Raw genomic sequence first — 16269 nt, forward strand, 5'->3', positions numbered from 1 at the left:
CTCTCGCTCAATTAGCCGAAAAACTTCTGGCCGTTCTTGGCCATTTCGCGAAGCTTGGCGGTCGGGTGGTACAGCGCGCCCAGGTCGGCGTACTTGTCGGCCAGGGCCACGAACTCGGCCACACCGATGCTGTCGATGTAGCGCAGCGCACCACCACGGAAGGGCGGGAAGCCGATGCCGTAGATCAGGCCCATGTCGGCCTCGGCAGCGGTCGATACGATGCCATCTTCCAGGCAGCGCACGGTTTCCAGGCACAGCGGGATCATCATGAAGTTGATGATGTCTTCGTCGGTCAGCTCACGCTGCTCCTTGACGATCGACTTCAGCACTTCGTAGGCAACCGGATCGGTAACCTTCTTCGGCTTGCCGCGCTTGTCGGTTTCGTAGGCGTAGAAGCCCTTGCCATTCTTCTGACCCAGGCGCTTGGCTTCGTACATGACGTCAACAGCGGTCTTGCCTTCAACAGCCATACGATCCGGGAAGCCTTCGGCCATCACATCGCGGCCGTGGTGGCCGGTGTCGATGCCGACCACGTCGGACAAGTAGGCCGGGCCCATGGGCCAGCCGAACTTCTCCATGATCTTGTCGATGCGTACGAAGTCGACGCCGAATTCCAGCAGCTTGGCGAAACCGCCGAAATACGGGAACAGCACACGGTTGACCAGGAAGCCGGGGCAGTCGTTGACCACGATCGGGTTCTTGCCCATTTTCTTGGCGTAGGCAACGGTAGTGGCAACAGCCACTTCGCTGGACTTCTCGCCACGAATCACTTCAACCAGCGGCATCATGTGCACCGGGTTGAAGAAGTGCATGCCGACGAAGTTCTCCGGACGCTTCAGGGCCTGGGCCAGGTAGCTGATGGAGATGGTGGAGGTGTTGGAAGCGATGATCGCGTCTTCGCGAACATGACCTTCCACCTCGGCCAGCACGGCGTGCTTGACCTTCGGGTTCTCGACGACAGCTTCGACCACGATATCGACGTTGCCGAAGTCGCCGTAGGACATGGTCGGACGAATCGCATTCAGCGCTTCAGCCATCTTTTCAGGCTTCATGCGGCCTTTCTCGACGCGCTTGCCGAGCAGCTTGGACGCTTCGTTCAGGCCCATCTGGATACCCTCTTCGCGGATATCCTTCATCAGGATCGGAGTGCCCTTGGAAGCGGACTGGTAGGCGATGCCGCCACCCATGATGCCAGCGCCGAGTACGGCAGCCAGTTTCACGTCCTTGGCAGCTTCGTCGTACTGCTTGCCCTTTTTCTTCAGTTCCTGGTCATTCAGGAACAGGCCGATCAGGCTAGTGGCGACCGAAGTCTTGGCCAGCTTCACGAAGCCGGCGGCTTCCACTTCCAGAGCTTTGTCGCGGCCGAAGTTGGCAGCTTTCTGGATGGTTTTGATGGCTTCGACCGGAGCTGGGTAATTCGGGCCGGCCTGGCCAGCAACGAAGCCCTTGGCGGTTTCGAAGGCCATCATCTGTTCGATGGCATTGAGCTTCAGCTTTTCAAGCTTGGGTTGACGCTTGGCCTTGAAATCCAGCTCGCCGGAGATGGCACGCTTGACCAGGTCCAGAGCGCCAGCCTGCAGCAGGGCGGGAGCGACAACAGCATCGACGGCACCAACTTTCAGGGCGTCCTCGGCACGGTTCTCCTTGCCGGAAGCGATCCACTCGATCGCGTTGTCGGTACCGATGAGGCGCGGCAGGCGCACAGTGCCGCCGAAGCCCGGATAGATGCCGAGTTTGACTTCCGGCAGGCCGATCTTGGCAACGGTGCTCATCACGCGATAGTCGGCTGCCAGGCACATTTCCAGGCCGCCACCCAAGGCGATGCCGTTGATCGCGGCAACGGTGGGAACTTCGAGGTCTTCGAACGCGCTGAAGATCTTGTTGGCTTCGAGGTTGCCGGCCACCAACTCTTCGTCGGGCAGCTGGAAGTTCTCGACGAACTCGGTGATATCGGCGCCGACGATGAACACGTCCTTGCCGCTGCTAACGATCACGCCCTTGACCGAAGCGTCGGCCTTGATGGCTGCAACTGCATCACGCAGTTCGTTCAGGGTGAGGCGGTTGAACTTGTTGACGGACTCACCCTTGAGGTCGAATTTCAGTTCGACGATACCGCCCTCAAGAGCCTTAACCGTGATGGCTTTACCTTCGTAAATCATCAACTGATCTCCACGGTTTGGGAAACTGGACTGTACGCATCGGAGCCGACCGGCGGACTTGCCTCCGGCGCTGCCGGAGCATAGTCCTGATCGATCCGGCACACCCACCGACGCGATATTCGGGCTTCATCGGAAGCGTCAGACAAGACAAACGCTTGATTCATACGCCCGTTTGATTTGGGTGAGCGCAGATTCAGGGAAAAGTCTGCGCTTGTCAATCGCGCAGCGTGACCGGTCGGCCACGATAAAACAGCTCTGTCACCTGCCTTGCCGCAAGTCGGGCAAGACAAATGACACAGATTCACTCAATTGATTGCGTCTCATCACGACCACTGCTGCTTGGCGGAAAAGCTGCCAGAAGGCCGCTGGCAAATTGCCTGCCTCACAGGTACATTCGTGCCACTCGATCCGCCAGGATTCGAACGCCAAAACAACAACAATCGAGGCCAATGGCCCACGGAGTAGTACCAATGACGAGCCGTCTGCTTGCCATTCTGCTGGGTACCCTGCTCACCCTTCCCGCTTTCGCTTCTGCTCAAGCGTCCCCGGCGGACAGCCTGCTCAAGCTCCATCAGATGCGCCTCGCCGCCCAGCGCAGCCTTGGCGACTTCTATATGTACAACGGCATGGAAGGTGATCAGCGCTACGCGCGACTGATCGACGAGTCGGTGCAGAAGGCGGATACGCACCTGAAGGAACTGGGCGAAATGCCCGGGGAAGCATCGAAGGCCCTGCGCGCCCAGCTGGCCCAGGAATGGCAGAGCTACCACAGCGAGCTGACCGGTCTGGTCACCTCGCTCAAGCAGCAAGGTTATACCGACCTGCAACCGGTGGCCGACCTGACCGAGCGGAACAAGCGCCTGATGGACCTCTCGAACGAGCTCTACGCCAGGATCCAGCAGGAGGGTTCGACCCAGGTTCCGCCCCTGACCCAGCGCAGCCGAGATCAGAGCCTGCTGATGCAGACCATCGCAGTGGACTACGCCTCCCGTAGCGCGTCCATCGGTGGCAGCTTCATTGGCAGCAATGGCGGCAAGGGCATCGACGAGCTGGCCGGTCAGTTTGCCAACCAGCTGATCAGCCTGGAGCAGGCGCCGCAGAACACTCCGGAAATTCGCCAGGCGCTGGATGGCATCAGCACCAAATGGCGCTACATCGAGAAATCGCTGAAGAACTACAACGAAAACAGCGTGCCGTTCCTCATCAACAAGTACTCGGACCGCATCATCGACGGCCTCGAAGACATCTCCGCCCGCTACTCCGCCGCCCAGAGCTGAGACCGGCAACCTGCGCGACGGCAACACCGTCGCGCCCTGACCTCAGGCCAGCGCCTTCAGCGTTTCGGCGATGCGCTGCAGGTCTTCCGCAGTTCCCCGCTCCCCCCAGTAGAGGGCAATCATCTGCGAGCTCGCTTCGACCTTGTAGACATCCTTCGGCAAACCAGCCAGATGTGTCAGCACCGCCGCGTCCTCGCACGGCTCGCGCCACTGGTTCACCCAGGTGCCCGGCTCGTTCTGCCAATAGCACCAGGCCTCGCGCCCGCGCAGACGCGGCCGATGGTACTGGGCGCAGGAATGCGGCGGCTCCTGGACCAACCAGTGCGGCCACTCCTGGCGCGACAACTGCATGGACAACCCCATCCGCCGTGCCTGCAGGCGCAGCTCCATACGCCCGCGCTGCCCTTTGGAAGGCACCAGCCAGACCAGCGGGCTGAGCATCGCCAGTAGGAGCAACAGGACGATCCAGATGGTCATAAAGGTTATCCCGCTCAAAAGCCTGTGTTAAACGTTCCGGAAAGCCATACTTGTGATCATGCGCAACCTTAAGGAGGAGTCACCCATGACCTACCAGCACATTCTGGTCGCCGTAGACCTGACCGATGAATGCCATCCGGTGGTGCGTCGCGCCCAAGCGCTGGCCCAAGCCAGCAATGCCAAGCTGTCGCTGGTGCATATCGTCGAACCGATGGCCATGGCCTTCGGTGGTGACGTACCCATGGACCTGTCCATGCTCCAGCAACAGCAGTTCGAACAGGCTCGGGAGCGCTTGCAGGGCTTCGCCGGCATTTATTCCGAGCTGAGCGCCGACCAGCGCCACCTGGCCTACGGCCAGCCACGCCAGGAAATCCACCGCCTCGCCGAGGAGCAGGGCTGCGACCTGATCGTTGTCGGCAGCCATGGCCGCCACGGCCTTGCTCTGCTGCTCGGCTCCACCGCGAACGATGTGCTCCACGGCGCACCTTGCGACGTACTGGCGGTCCGCCTGAAGAAGCCTGAATAAAACGACTCGACCCAGCGGGCGCGGGCGTCAGTCAAAGCCCTCGCCCGCGCTCATCACCAGCGGCCGGATCTTCTGCAACTGGGTTTCCAGCGAGTAGGTCATGCTGGAGGCCATGGAGAAGAAGGTCAGGAAGGCCTTGAGATTGGAGTCCCCTTCGCAAGTATCGTGGATACGTTGCCAGAAGGCCTGGTTCACCAGCTGTAGCTGCTGGAACAGACGCACCAGCCCCTTCAACTCCCAGTCTGCATGGCGCCCTTCCCGAAGGTTGAAATACTGACGTGCCAGATAGAGCGAAACGGCCCGTAGGATGAACTCCTGATTACTGGCAAATGGCAGGTGCTGATGCGCCATCGGCTTGAGCTTGCCCAGCACCGGGCAGGCGCTGGTAGCCATGATGACCCCCAGCAGGGCGCGAAGCCCCTCCTCCAACCCAACCACCTTGGCGTATTCACGCTCTGGCGTACGCACCCAGACCTGCACCTTCTTGAACGCCGGCAAGCCCTGAAAGTCCTCGATCACCCGGTGCAGGTCCACCGCTGCCGGGCAATGGCTGTGGGTTTCCTGACGCAACGGGCAGTTGCTGCACTGCTGGTGCTCCAGACGCGTCCACTTCGGCGCGCCAGCAGCGCGTTCCGGGTCGTACTCACGATCCAGCTCAATGCGATAGCTGAACTCATGAAGGTCATCCAGGCTGATGCGGTATTCGATGGCCATGGGCTCTCCGGCTCACTTCCTCAACTGTCTTCCAGCTCCGCCCAACGCTCGATCAGGCGGTCCAGTTCCTTCTGCAAGCCATCCAGGCGTTCCAGCACCACGCGGGTCTGCTCCGCCGGGCGCTGATAGAATACCGGGTCGGAAATTTCCTCCTGCAGCTTCGCCTGCTCAGCCTCCAGGGCTTCGATCTGCCCGGGAATCGCTTCCAGTTCGCGCTGGAGCTTATAGCTCAGCTTCTGCTTCGGAGCCTCAGCGACGGTCGCCTTGACCACGGGTGCGGGTTCTGCGGCCTTGGGAGCCTCGGCCTTGGCCTCTCGCCCCTCCCCAACGCCCAGCAGGCGCGGCGAACCGCCCTGGCGCAACCAATCCTGATAACCGCCCACATACTCGCGAACCCGACCCTCGCCCTCGAACACCAAAGTGCTGGTGACCACGTTGTCGAGGAAGGCCCGGTCGTGGCTGACCATCAACACGGTGCCAGGGAAGCTCAGCAGCACTTCTTCAAGCAATTCCAGGGTTTCCACGTCCAGGTCGTTGGTTGGTTCGTCCAATACCAACAGGTTCGCCGGCTTGCTGAACAACTTTGCCAGCAACAGACGTGCCCGTTCGCCTCCGGACAGCGCCTTCACGGGTGTGCGAGCGCGCTGCGGGCTGAACAGGAAGTCTCCGAGATAGCTCAGCACATGACGGTTCTGGCCCTCGATGGTGATGAACTCGCGACCTTCGGCGAGGTTGTCGATTACGGTCTTTTCCAGATCGAGCTGGTGACGCAACTGGTCGAAATACGCCACTTCGAGGCGAGTGCCGACCTCGATGCTGCCGCTGGTGGGTTGCAGATCCCCAAGCAGCAGCTTGAGCAGCGTGGTCTTGCCGGTTCCGTTGGCGCCAAGGAGGCCGATACGGTCGGAGCGCTGCAGCACCAGGTTGAAATCGCGAATCAGCGGTTCGCCGCCCGGATGTGCAAATCCGACGCTCTCGGCCACCATGACCTGCTTGCCGGACTTCTCGGCGGTTTCCAGCTGGAAACTGGCCTTGCCCTGACGCTCGCGACGATCGGCACGTTCGGCACGCATAGCCTTGAGCGCGCGTACGCGACCTTCATTACGCGTACGACGCGCCTTGATGCCTTGGCGAATCCATACTTCTTCCTGCGCTAGTCGCTTGTCGAACAGCGCGTTGGCCGTCTCTTCCGCCGCCAGTTGCTGCTCCTTGTGGACCAGGAAGCTGGCGTAGTCGCCGTTCCAGTCGATCAGGTGGCCGCGATCCAGTTCCAGGATGCGCGTGGCCAAGTTCTGCAGGAAGGAACGGTCGTGGGTGATGAACAGTACTGCACCGTTGAAGCCCAGCAGGGCCTCTTCCAGCCAGGCAATGGCGCCGATATCCAGATGGTTGGTGGGCTCGTCGAGCAGCAGCAGGTCAGGCTCGGCCACCAGCGCCTGTGCCAGCAGCACGCGGCGGCGCCAGCCACCGGAAAGCTCGGCCAGGGTTTTGTCCGCCGGCAGCTGCAGGCGGCTCAGGGTGCTATCTACCAGTTGCTGCAGGCGCCAGCCGTCGCGAGCTTCGAGTTCCTGCTGGACGTGGGCCAGCTTGGTCAGGTCCGCCTCGGACTGGATGTGCTGGCTGAGGTGATGGTATTCGGCCAACAGCGCGCCGACACCGGCCAGACCCTCGGCGACCACGTCGAAAACGGTACGATCGTCAGCAAGCGGCAACTCTTGCGGCAATTCGCCGATCTTCAGCGCCGGTGCGCGCCAGATTTCACCGTCATCGGCGAACTGATCGCCCTTGACCAGGCGCAGCAGGCTCGACTTGCCTGTGCCGTTGCGGCCAATGATGCAAACGCGCTCGCCACGGGCGATCTGCCAGGACACCTTATCCAGCAGCGGCATGGCGCCGTAGGCAAGAGATACGTCGGTGAACTTGAGCAGCGTCATGTGGGGCCTCCGGGATAAGGGCGCGCATTCTACCCGACTTGCCACACCGTCTCTCGGGCATTTTTTACCGCCGGTTTCCCTTGCTGGCGCAATGCTTTAACCGGCCCGCCCCAGAAGCTAAGCTAGGCGCTATTCGATGCCCCGAAATGGGCATTCACAACGATATATCTGCCTCGGAAGTGTCATGCGCGGTCGTCTGCTCAGCCTGTTTTCCTGTCTGCTCCTTTCTACGGTCGGCCTGCAAGTCGCTCAGGCCTCCTCGGTTCCCCTCGCGCAGCAGCGGCTGATGTACGACGAGGCCAAGCGCGCACTGGCCAAGGGTGATTCCGGCCCCTACCAGCGCTACGCCAATGCCCTGCGCGACTACCCGCTGGAGCCCTACCTGGCATACGACGAGCTGACCGCCCGTCTGAAATGGGCGAGCAACGAAGAAATAGAGAAATTCCTCGCCGAGCATGGCGACCTTCCCCAAGCCGGCTGGATGAAGCTGCGCTGGTTGCGCTGGCTGGCCGAGCGGGGCGAGTGGCAGACGTTCGTCAATTACTACGACCCCAAGCTCAATTTCACTGAACTCGACTGCCTTTTCGGCCAGTACCAGCTCAAGCACGGAATGAAGAAAGAAGGCTATGCCTCGGCCAAGAAGCTCTGGCTGGTGGGCAAGTCCCAGCCCGAAGCCTGCGATGTGCTGTTCGGCATGTGGAGCGCCGAGGGCCAACTGACCGAGGAGCTGCGCTGGAAGCGCGCCAAGCTGGCCGCTGAAGCCCGCAACTATGGCCTGGCCAACCACTTGGTGAAAACCATGCCGCGCCTGGGCACCCAGGGCAAGCTGATGGTGGAAGTGGCGCAGAAGCCGCAGATATTGAGCCAGACTGCCCGTTTCGCACCCGCCGATCGCCACACGGCCGATGCCGCAGGTCTCGGCTTGCGCCGCCTGGCACGCCAGGACCCGGAGAAGGCTCTGAGCCTGCTGGATGTCTATGCAGCGCGCCTGCCCTTCTCCAAGGAAGAGAAAGTGGCCATCGCCCGCGAAATCGGCCTGACCCTGGCCAAGCGCTTCGACTCCCGCGCACTAAAGGTCATGACTCATTACGACCCCGAACTGCGCGACAACACCGTCAGCGAATGGCGCGCGCGCCTGCTACTGCGACTGGGTCGCTGGGACGACGCCTACCAGTTGACCCGGCAGATGCCCGAAGACCTGGCCAAGACCAACCGCTGGCGCTACTGGCAGGCCCGCAGCCTGCAACTGGCGCAGCCCCAGAGCCAGCAACCGGTCCCGCTGTTCCAACCGGTTGCCCGAGAGCGTGACTTCTACGGCTTCATGGCCGCCGACCGTATCCAGGCACCCTATCAGTTGAACAACAAGCCTCTGGCCATCGACCCGAAGGTGATGCAGAAGGTGCGCAACACCGCAGGCATCCGCCGTGCGCTGGAGTTCCATGACCGCGGCGAGATCGTCAACGGCCGCCGCGAGTGGTACCACGTCAGCCGCCTGTTCAACCGCGACGAGATGGTGGCCCAGGCCAAGATCGCCTATGACCTGCAATGGTACTTCCCGGCCATCCGCACCATCAGCCAGGCCCAGTACTGGGATGACCTGGATATCCGCTTCCCGATGGCCCACCGCTCGGCACTGACCCAGCAAGCGAAGATTCGCGGTCTGCATTCCAGCTGGGTGTTCGCCATCACCCGCCAGGAAAGCGCCTTCATGGCCGACGCGCGCTCCGGCGTCGGCGCAATGGGGCTGATGCAACTGATGCCGGGCACCGCCAAGGAAACCGCGCGCAAGTTCGGCATTCCGCTGGGCTCGCCGAAGCAGGCGTTCAACCCCGACGTCAACATCCAGCTCGGCGCCGCCTACCTGAGTCAGGTCCACGGCCAGTTCAACGGCAACCGAGTGCTCGCCTCGGCCGCCTACAACGCCGGCCCCGGCCGGGTTCGCCAGTGGCTGCGGGGCGCCGACCACTTGTCCTACGATGTCTGGGTGGAAACCATTCCCTTCGACGAAACCCGCCAGTATGTGCAGAACGTGCTGTCCTACTCGGTGATCTACGGGCACAAGCTGAACGCTCCGCAGCCTCTGGTGGATTGGCACGAGCGATATTTCGACGACCAGTAAGACATGAGAAAGGGCGCCAATCGGCGCCCTTTCTCATTGGCTCGAAATCAGATTACTCGAGGACTTCGATCTCCATCCCCACTTCCAGCACCCCGGTAGCGCGGTTGATCAGATTCTGTCCAAAGTAGACCTCGCCCTCGCGCTCGCGATAGGTCTTCAGGGTCGTCAGTGGCTCACGGTCGGCGTTGCGTTCTCCGGTCGCCGGATCGATGGTGGTCAGGATGCAGCGGCTGCAGCCCTTGGCGACACTGAACTCGATGCCACCGATGCGAATGCGCTTCCAGCCGTCCTCGGCATAGGCCGCGCTGCCCTCCACCACCAGATTCGGGCGAAAACGCAGCATCTCCAAGGGCCGCCCTACCCGTTCGCTCAAGTCTTCCAGCGAGGCCTGACCGATCAGCAGCAGCGGGAAACCGTCGGCAAAACCCACCTTTTCTTCCGGCAACAGACTGCCTGGAATGTCCCGCGCACGGTGTTCTGGTACATGGACCAGGCGGCACGCCTTGCCGAGGAAATCGCTGAGCCATTGCGCCGCTTCATCGCCGGCGTCCGGCACATGCATCGGAGCACCCCAGACAAAGGTACCGCGCAGATTGCCGTCGGGATCGGGCAACAGCACTTCCAGGGTCGGCTGCCCCGCGGTGCTCAGGGTCAAGCCGCCGGCATCGTTCCACCGTGCCGAAAGCTGGGACATCCGGGGAAAGGCGCGCTGGGTCAGGAAGCGGCCATTTTCGGCATCCACCAGCATCCAGCGCCGGTCGCCTGCCAAGCCCAAGGCGTCCACCTGGACCTTCTGCAGGGGTTCGCCAATGGCGGATTTCATGGGGTATCGATAGAGGGAGGAGAGACGCAACATGGCCGGCTTCCTGATCAGCGTTCGAGCGAAACCCACCTTATACGCAGCGAACCCCGCTCACCTCAAGCTCATTGATCGCGCTTGAGCCGGTCCATCACCACATCCACCAGCCTGTCGGGCTGGAACTTGGAGAGGAAGTTGTCGCAGCCGACCTTCTTCACCATCGCATCGTTGAAACTGCCGGACAGCGACGTGTGCATGACCACATAGAGGTCGCGCAGGCGCGGATCGTTGCGAATCTCGGTGGTCAGGCGGTAGCCATCCATCTCTGGCATTTCCGCGTCGGTGAAGATCATCAGCAGCTTCTCGGTCATGTCTTCGCCACTGTCGGCCCAGGCTTTGAGCATCTTCAATGCTTTCAGGCCATCGCTGGCCATGTGCATGCGCATGCCAAGCTGCGAAAGGGTCTCCTGCAGTTGCGTCAGAGCTACGCTGGAATCGTCCACCAGAAGCACCTCACGCCCCACAGCCATCTGCAACAGCGGGTTGCCCAGGCGATCAGCGGATACGCGTGTGCTCATGGGCACGATCTCGGCCAGCACCTTTTCCACGTCGATGACTTCGACGATCTGCTCATCCACCTTGGTGATCGCCGTCAGATAGTGCTGGCGACCCGCGCCTCCGGGCGGCGGCATGATGGATTCCCAGTTGAGGTTGAGGATGCGGTCCACGCCACCCACCAGGAACGCCTGTACCGAGCGGTTGTACTCGGTGACGATGATGGTGCTGCGCTCATCCGGTACCAGTGGTCGCATGCCAATGGCCTGGGATAGGTCGATCACCGGCAGTGTCTGGCCTCGGAGGTTTACTACACCGCACACAAAGGGATGTCGCTGCGGGATCAGCGTCATCTTCGGCAACTGCAGGACTTCCTGCACCTTGAACACGTTGATGGCGAACAGCTGGCGGCCACTGAGGCGGAACATCAGGATTTCCAGCCGGTTTTCACCCACCAGTTGGGTGCGTTGATCGACGGTGTCGAGAATGCCGGCCATGGAACTTCCTCTGCTACGAATGCGGTGTGGGCAGGACTGCCATGGCAGCGTTTCGGCAAATTGCCGAAAAACTGAAGGCATGGCACCGCGCCATCATGCCGCAGCCAATCCCCTGGCGCCAGTGCTCCGGCGCCTAGCCTGTCAGTAGCAGCGGAGAACTCTCCGGCAGATGCACCCGCAGCGCCCCAACTCGCGCGGAAACGCGCAGACGCGAGCTTTCCAGCGGTTCGCCATCAAGGTTCAGGTCCAGCCCTTCCGTGGCTTCCACCTCCACCCACGGCAGACGTGCGCTCACGGAAACCGCCTCCAGGCCGAGGATGCCGCCGGAGAGCAGAGTTGTCAGGGTGCCCACCACGTCCTGGGGCGCCGGGATGATGCAGAGATCCAGCAGTCCATCGTCCACCACAGCTTGCGGACACAAAGGGTGGCCACCGCCGGCCTGACGCCCGTTACCGATTCCGAGAGCCAGGAACTCTCCCTCCCAGGAGAAATCCGGGCCGCGAAAACTGCCCAGAGCCGAGTGCACCTCGGAGAAGTGGGTAAGGCCCGTGAGAAAATAAGCCGCTCCACCGAGCACCTTCTTCAGGTCTTCAGAGGTGTTGGCAGTGATTTTCGAGCCAAATCCCCCTGTCACCATGTTGAGGAACAGATGCCCGTCGGCATCGCCCAGGTCTATGGCTCGTGGCGCGACGTCCAGCAGCGCCAGCGCATCGCCGGGCTCAAGAGGTATGCCAGCGGCGCGAGCGAAATCATTGGCCGTGCCCAGGGGCAGCAGCGCCAGGCTGGCATCGCTACCGGCCTGGACGATGGCTTCGGCCACTTCGCGCAGGGTGCCGTCACCGCCTCCTGCGATCAGGGTCCGATAGCCCGCTGCCAACGCTTCCCCGACCAGACGCCGGGCATCACCGCCTTCCCAGGTGACACGCACCGCCAACTCCCACCCGTCATTCCGACGGGCTTCGACGGCAGACCTCACGTCGTCGTTCGTTGCTTGCTTGCCATGCAGGATCAGCAAGGCTTTGCGCTCGCCCATGATCACCTCCGTCGATCAGGAATGGCCGGAGTATAGGACCGCAAGGCTTCCGCAGTGACGTCACTGGCGATTGACCCAATGCCAATTAAATCGAATTAATAGATACGAAAGGCGAACAAATTGCGCTTTTACACAGTTATATGATGATTGATCATGCCACCCATTCCTCCCGGAGAACTCCCTCCGCGAGCAGACAGGAGACCGAACATGATCGAAGTACGCCCCTTCGCTGAACTGGGTGGAGCTCACCACGGCTGGCTAAACGCTCGTCATCACTTTTCCTTCGCCAGCTACTACGACAGCCAGCGGATGAACTGGGGCCAACTGCGGGTGTGGAACGACGACGAGATCGCACCTCAGAGCGGCTTCCCGCCGCACCCGCACCAGGACATGGAAATCATCACCTACGTCCGCGAGGGTGCCATCACCCACCAGGACAACCTGGGCAACAAGGGCCGTACCGAAGCCGGCGACGTGCAAGTGATGAGCGCAGGTACCGGTATCGCCCACAGCGAGTACAACCTCGAGGACGAAACCACCAAGATCTTTCAGATCTGGATCATGCCCACCGAGTACGGCGCCGCGCCGTCCTGGGGTGCCCGTCCCTTCCCCAAGGGCGAGCGCGCAGGTAGCTTCGTCACCCTGGCTAGCGGCATTGACGAAGGTAATGACGCCCTGCATATCCGCGCCAATGCCCGACTCGCCGCCGCGACCCTGAAAGCCGGCCAGACCGCCGAGTACCGCCTGGAGAAAGGCCGCAAGGCCTACCTGGTGGCAGCCAAGGGCCGATACGAAGTGAATGGCGTTGCCGCTGAAGCCCGTGATGGCGTGGCAGTACACGATGTGGAAGTGCTCAGCTTTACCGCCAGCGAGGACAGCGAAATCGTCCTGGTGGATGTGGCCTGACACTCCCCATCGCCATCAATGGGTACACAGCACTTTGTGTAGGTGAATTCATTGGCGAGGGAGCTAGCCGGGGGCCGCGATGCGGCCCTTTCACGAATGAATTCGCTACTGCGGCTGCCCTACGCCGGGTAGCCGGTGATGTCGCGAATCTTCCGGTACAGCGGCCGCAGCTGCTTGTACATCCCCCGGTAGACCTCCCGGTACAGCCGCTCGTAGGTGCGGTGTGCCTGCGGTTCCGGCTGGAACACCTGGCCCACACGCGTCATGGCACGGATGGCCGCCGGGAAATCCGGGTGCAAACCCAGGCCCACCGCGCAATCGATGGCCGCACCGAGCCCCGAGGTTTCGTATACGTGCGGCCGCTCGGCCGGCAGGCCGAAGATGTCGGCGGTCAGTTGCATAGCCGCATCACTCTGGGAACCTCCACCTGATACCCGCAGACGCGTGATGGCCGTGCCGGAGCGTTTCTCTATCTGTTCCTTGCCTTGGCGAAGTGCGTAGGCCAGGCCTTCGAGGATGGCCCTATAGATATGCGCGCGGGTATGGACATCGCCGAAGCCGATGATCGATCCCTTCGCTTCCAGACCCGGCTCGCGGATGCCCGGCGACCAATACGGCTGCAACATCAGCCCCATGGAGCCAGGCGGCACGCTGCTGACCAACTCGTCGAACAACGCCTCGGGCTCTACCCCCAGCTCCTTCGCCCGCTGCATTTCGCGCAGGCCGAACTCCTGCTTGAACCAGCTGACCATCCAGAATCCCCGATAGATCATCACTTCGGTGTTGAAGTGATCGGGAATCGCCGCCGGATATGGAGGGATCAGTGGAATGGTTTCCAGGTACTTGCGCCGCGTGGTGTTGATGGTCGCGGTCGTACCGTAGGACAGGCAGGCCACGCTCGGCTCCACCCCGCCAGCGCCAATTACTTCGCAGGCCTTGTCAGCCCCAGCGGCAATCAGCGGCAGACCTTCCGGAATACCGGTATGGCGGCTGGCCTCGGCAGTGATGCTACCCAGGCGCTCGCCGGGCTTGAAGAGTTCCGGCAACTGCTCGCGGCGCACGGGCATGGACTGCCATTTCCAGTCACGCGACGGCGCCCACTGCAAGCGCTTGTAGTCGAACGGCAGGTAGGCGACCTGACATGCCACGGAATCGACGAAGCGACCGCACAAACGGTGACTGAGAAAGCCAGACAGCAGCAGGACCTTGTGGGTCCTGGACCAGAGCTCCGGTTGGTTCTGCGCTACCCAATTGGCTTCCGCCTGGGCGCGGAAGTAGTCCACCGTACCTTCCAGCCCGATCGCCTTGAACAACCAGCCCCATGGTCCCTTGATTCTTCCCTTCACCTCGGCCTGGCGCTGGTCGAGCCAGAGAATGGCCGGACGCAACGGCCGGCCCTCGTCGTCGACGTTGATGACTGTCCCGCGCTGGGTGGTCAGGGAGACACCACGGATCAGGCTGCGGTCGATATCCACTGATTCCCACAACAGTCGGCAGGCTTCACCCAGGCTGTCCCAGTAGTAGTCCGGGTCCTGCTCGGCCCAGCCGGGCTGGCTGGAGTAATAGGCCTCCAGCGGTACCTTGCCCTTGCCCACCAGATTGCCTTGCAGGTCGAACAGCAGGGCGCGCACGCTCTGGGTGCCGTTGTCGATGGCCAGCAGATAGCTCTTTTCGCTCACGATGCGTCCTTGTTCTTGTTATTCGGGCAGGCTGTAGCAGTGACGCCAGAGCGCCAGGTAAGCCGCCTCTTCGTCTGCCCAGCGGAAATCGTCCCAGCCCAGCAGCGGCTGACACAGCGAGCGGATGCGCGGCAACTCCGCGCGGGCACCTTCAGGCAGCAACAGACCGAGGCGCGTGCGGCGCAGCAACAGGTCATCCAGGTGCAGGACCAATTCACCCTCCGCCGCCCAGGCCAGTTCGGCCCAGAGCGTATTCGTGGTTCCGACGCGCCCATTGCCGATCTTCGCGACCCAGCGAGCCAGCTCGGCGGCACTTCGTCCATGCCGGCCTGCCAGACGCAGACGCTGGGCTGGCGACAGGCTCGCAGCGTCCGGAGCTGCACAAGGCATGAAGACCGGGCCATCGCCCTCCTCCAGCGTCCGGCCGACGAAGCCCGCGCAGGCATGCAGCACCTCCAGCGCCAACAAACGGAAGGTGGTCAACTTGCCGCCGGCCAGGGTGACGCAGCCGGGCTCCATCCAGAGGACATGCTCGCGTTTCTCATCCGACGGTCTCAGCCGTGCCTCGCCATCGCTCACCACCGGCCGAACACCCGCCCAGGTGGACAGCACATCGTCACGGCCGATCCGCACAGCGGGGAACTGCAAGGCGCAGGCCTCCAGCAGGTAGTCGACTTCCGCCTCAGTGATGCGTGCGTCCCGGTCCAGCTCTTCCCGGTGATCGAGATCGGTGGTGCCAATCACAGTCGCCCCTTCCCAAGGGAAGACGAATACCGGCCGACCGTCCGTGGGGTGCATGAAGCTGATCGCATGGGCCAGCGGCAGACGCCACCCCGCAATCAGTAGGTGACTGCCGCGCAAGGGACGGATGTGCTCCGTGCCCTGCACAGTACGCAGACGATCAGCCCAGGCACCCGTGGCCTGGGCCACCGCACGGCTGCGGAAGGTGAATCGTTGACCACTTTCCAGGTCCTCGGCCTCCAGGCCGGTCACGCTGCCTTCTTCCCGTCGCAAGTTCACCACACGCATGCCGTTCAGGGCCTCGCCGCCTTCAGCACGGGCCTCTCCCAGCACCCGCATTACCAACCGGGCGTCGTCGGTTACCGCATCGAAGAAACGGGTGCCGCCCTGAAGGCCGCCTTCGTCCAGGCCGGGCACCAGATAGCGCAGCTGCTGCAGCGGGTAGTACAGGTGGTTGCGGCGCCCGGCCAGGGCGTCATAGACCGCCAGCAGACCGCCGAATACGCGCGGCCCCGGAAAGCTGCCGCGGTGCGGCATGACGAAACTCAACGGCTCCACCAGTCCCGGCGCTTCAGCCAGCAGACGCTGGCGTTCTCGCACCGAGGCGCGGGTAAGGCCGAACTGGCCCTTGGCGATATAGCGCAAGCCGCCGTGGACCATCTTCGAGGAGCGACTCGACGTCCCCCAGGCGAAATCCCGCTGCTCCAGCAGCAGGCATTTCCAACCGCGCCTCGCCGCTTCCCGCAGGATTCCGGCGCCGCATATGCCGCCGCCGACCACGATCAGGTCCCATTCCCTGCTGGCCAGTTCCGGCAAGGCTGCGGCGCGCCAACCGGCGTTCCAGGCGGCCATG

The 16269-nt window shown here is 62.4% G+C and carries 13 protein-coding genes; 4 read left to right on the top strand and 9 right to left on the bottom strand.

The window, feature by feature from the left end; translation table 11 throughout:
• Positions 1-11 precede the first annotated feature (11 nt).
• A complete protein-coding gene (fadB, locus tag E8E75_RS08195) occupies positions 12-2159 on the bottom strand; it encodes a fatty acid oxidation complex subunit alpha FadB (protein WP_120651660.1) in 2148 nt (715 codons plus the stop codon).
• Between the two features lie 470 nt (positions 2160-2629).
• Between fadB and E8E75_RS08200 the strand changes: the two genes are divergently transcribed.
• The gene (locus E8E75_RS08200; protein ID WP_120651661.1) at positions 2630-3436 is read left to right on the top strand and encodes a hypothetical protein; all 807 of its coding nucleotides are present in this window, start codon (positions 2630-2632) and stop codon (positions 3434-3436) included.
• 42 nt (positions 3437-3478) lie between these two features.
• Here E8E75_RS08200 and E8E75_RS08205 read toward each other — a convergent pair whose 3' ends face one another.
• Positions 3479-3913: a hypothetical protein gene (locus E8E75_RS08205; RefSeq protein ID WP_120651662.1), complete on the bottom strand. Its 435-nt coding sequence runs from the start codon at positions 3911-3913 to the stop codon at positions 3479-3481.
• Between the two features lie 85 nt (positions 3914-3998).
• Between E8E75_RS08205 and E8E75_RS08210 the strand changes: the two genes are divergently transcribed.
• Complete coding sequence (locus tag E8E75_RS08210) at positions 3999-4439, top strand: universal stress protein (RefSeq protein ID WP_077525355.1); 441 nt, start codon at positions 3999-4001, stop codon at positions 4437-4439.
• A gap of 27 nt (positions 4440-4466) precedes the next feature.
• On the opposite strand, the gene E8E75_RS08215 is transcribed toward E8E75_RS08210, so the two are convergent.
• Together E8E75_RS08215 and E8E75_RS08220 are read right to left on the bottom strand one after the other, a co-directional pair.
• Positions 4467-5153, bottom strand: coding sequence for a hypothetical protein (locus E8E75_RS08215; protein ID WP_120651663.1), 687 nt, complete (start codon positions 5151-5153; stop codon positions 4467-4469).
• 20 nt (positions 5154-5173) lie between these two features.
• Positions 5174-7087 (bottom strand): ATP-binding cassette domain-containing protein, encoded by a 1914-nt coding sequence (locus E8E75_RS08220; protein ID WP_120651664.1) that lies wholly within the window; start codon positions 7085-7087, stop codon positions 5174-5176.
• Positions 7088-7271: 184 nt separating this feature from the next.
• Between E8E75_RS08220 and E8E75_RS08225 the strand changes: the two genes are divergently transcribed.
• The gene (locus E8E75_RS08225; RefSeq protein ID WP_120651665.1) at positions 7272-9206 is read left to right on the top strand and encodes a transglycosylase SLT domain-containing protein; all 1935 of its coding nucleotides are present in this window, start codon (positions 7272-7274) and stop codon (positions 9204-9206) included.
• Positions 9207-9258: 52 nt separating this feature from the next.
• Here the strand turns inward: E8E75_RS08225 and E8E75_RS08230 are convergent, their stop codons facing one another.
• The 3 genes from E8E75_RS08230 to yegS form a co-directional block, all read right to left on the bottom strand.
• Positions 9259-10062 carry an MOSC domain-containing protein gene (locus E8E75_RS08230; protein WP_120651666.1) on the bottom strand — a complete coding sequence of 268 codons (804 nt, stop codon included), beginning with the start codon at positions 10060-10062 and terminating at the stop codon, positions 9259-9261.
• A gap of 68 nt (positions 10063-10130) precedes the next feature.
• On the bottom strand, positions 10131-11057 hold the full coding sequence (locus E8E75_RS08235) for a chemotaxis protein CheV (protein WP_153921089.1): 927 nt from the start codon (positions 11055-11057) through the stop codon (positions 10131-10133).
• Between the two features lie 133 nt (positions 11058-11190).
• Positions 11191-12090: a lipid kinase YegS gene (gene yegS / locus E8E75_RS08240; RefSeq protein ID WP_120651668.1), complete on the bottom strand. Its 900-nt coding sequence runs from the start codon at positions 12088-12090 to the stop codon at positions 11191-11193.
• 207 nt (positions 12091-12297) lie between these two features.
• Between yegS and E8E75_RS08245 the strand changes: the two genes are divergently transcribed.
• Positions 12298-12996 (top strand): pirin family protein, encoded by a 699-nt coding sequence (locus E8E75_RS08245; protein ID WP_120651669.1) that lies wholly within the window; start codon positions 12298-12300, stop codon positions 12994-12996.
• Positions 12997-13115: 119 nt separating this feature from the next.
• Here E8E75_RS08245 and E8E75_RS08250 read toward each other — a convergent pair whose 3' ends face one another.
• Both E8E75_RS08250 and E8E75_RS08255 read right to left on the bottom strand, forming a co-directional pair.
• Complete coding sequence (locus tag E8E75_RS08250) at positions 13116-14675, bottom strand: FGGY-family carbohydrate kinase (RefSeq protein WP_280358498.1); 1560 nt, start codon at positions 14673-14675, stop codon at positions 13116-13118.
• Between the two features lie 18 nt (positions 14676-14693).
• On the bottom strand, positions 14694-16268 hold the full coding sequence (locus E8E75_RS08255; RefSeq protein ID WP_120651671.1) for a glycerol-3-phosphate dehydrogenase/oxidase: 1575 nt from the start codon (positions 16266-16268) through the stop codon (positions 14694-14696).
• Position 16269 lies beyond the last annotated feature (1 nt).

Origin of the sequence: Pseudomonas sp. BN606 (assembly GCF_029873115.1) — a bacterium.
GTDB lineage: Bacteria > Pseudomonadota > Gammaproteobacteria > Pseudomonadales > Pseudomonadaceae > Metapseudomonas.

Bases quoted from the DNA above. Each gene is read 5' to 3' on its own strand.
- fadB (WP_120651660.1), bottom strand. From the start codon at position 2,159: ATGATTTACGAAGGTAAAGCCATCACGGTTAAGGCTCTTGAGGGCGGT.
- E8E75_RS08200 (WP_120651661.1), top strand. From the start codon at position 2,630: ATGACGAGCCGTCTGCTTGCCATTCTGCTGGGTACCCTGCTCACCCTT.
- E8E75_RS08205 (WP_120651662.1), bottom strand. From the start codon at position 3,913: ATGACCATCTGGATCGTCCTGTTGCTCCTACTGGCGATGCTCAGCCCG.
- E8E75_RS08210 (WP_077525355.1), top strand. From the start codon at position 3,999: ATGACCTACCAGCACATTCTGGTCGCCGTAGACCTGACCGATGAATGC.
- E8E75_RS08215 (WP_120651663.1), bottom strand. From the start codon at position 5,153: ATGGCCATCGAATACCGCATCAGCCTGGATGACCTTCATGAGTTCAGC.
- E8E75_RS08220 (WP_120651664.1), bottom strand. From the start codon at position 7,087: ATGACGCTGCTCAAGTTCACCGACGTATCTCTTGCCTACGGCGCCATG.
- E8E75_RS08225 (WP_120651665.1), top strand. From the start codon at position 7,272: ATGCGCGGTCGTCTGCTCAGCCTGTTTTCCTGTCTGCTCCTTTCTACG.
- E8E75_RS08230 (WP_120651666.1), bottom strand. From the start codon at position 10,062: ATGTTGCGTCTCTCCTCCCTCTATCGATACCCCATGAAATCCGCCATT.
- E8E75_RS08235 (WP_153921089.1), bottom strand. From the start codon at position 11,057: ATGGCCGGCATTCTCGACACCGTCGATCAACGCACCCAACTGGTGGGT.
- yegS (WP_120651668.1), bottom strand. From the start codon at position 12,090: ATGGGCGAGCGCAAAGCCTTGCTGATCCTGCATGGCAAGCAAGCAACG.
- E8E75_RS08245 (WP_120651669.1), top strand. From the start codon at position 12,298: ATGATCGAAGTACGCCCCTTCGCTGAACTGGGTGGAGCTCACCACGGC.
- E8E75_RS08255 (WP_120651671.1), bottom strand. From the start codon at position 16,268: ATGGCCGCCTGGAACGCCGGTTGGCGCGCCGCAGCCTTGCCGGAACTG.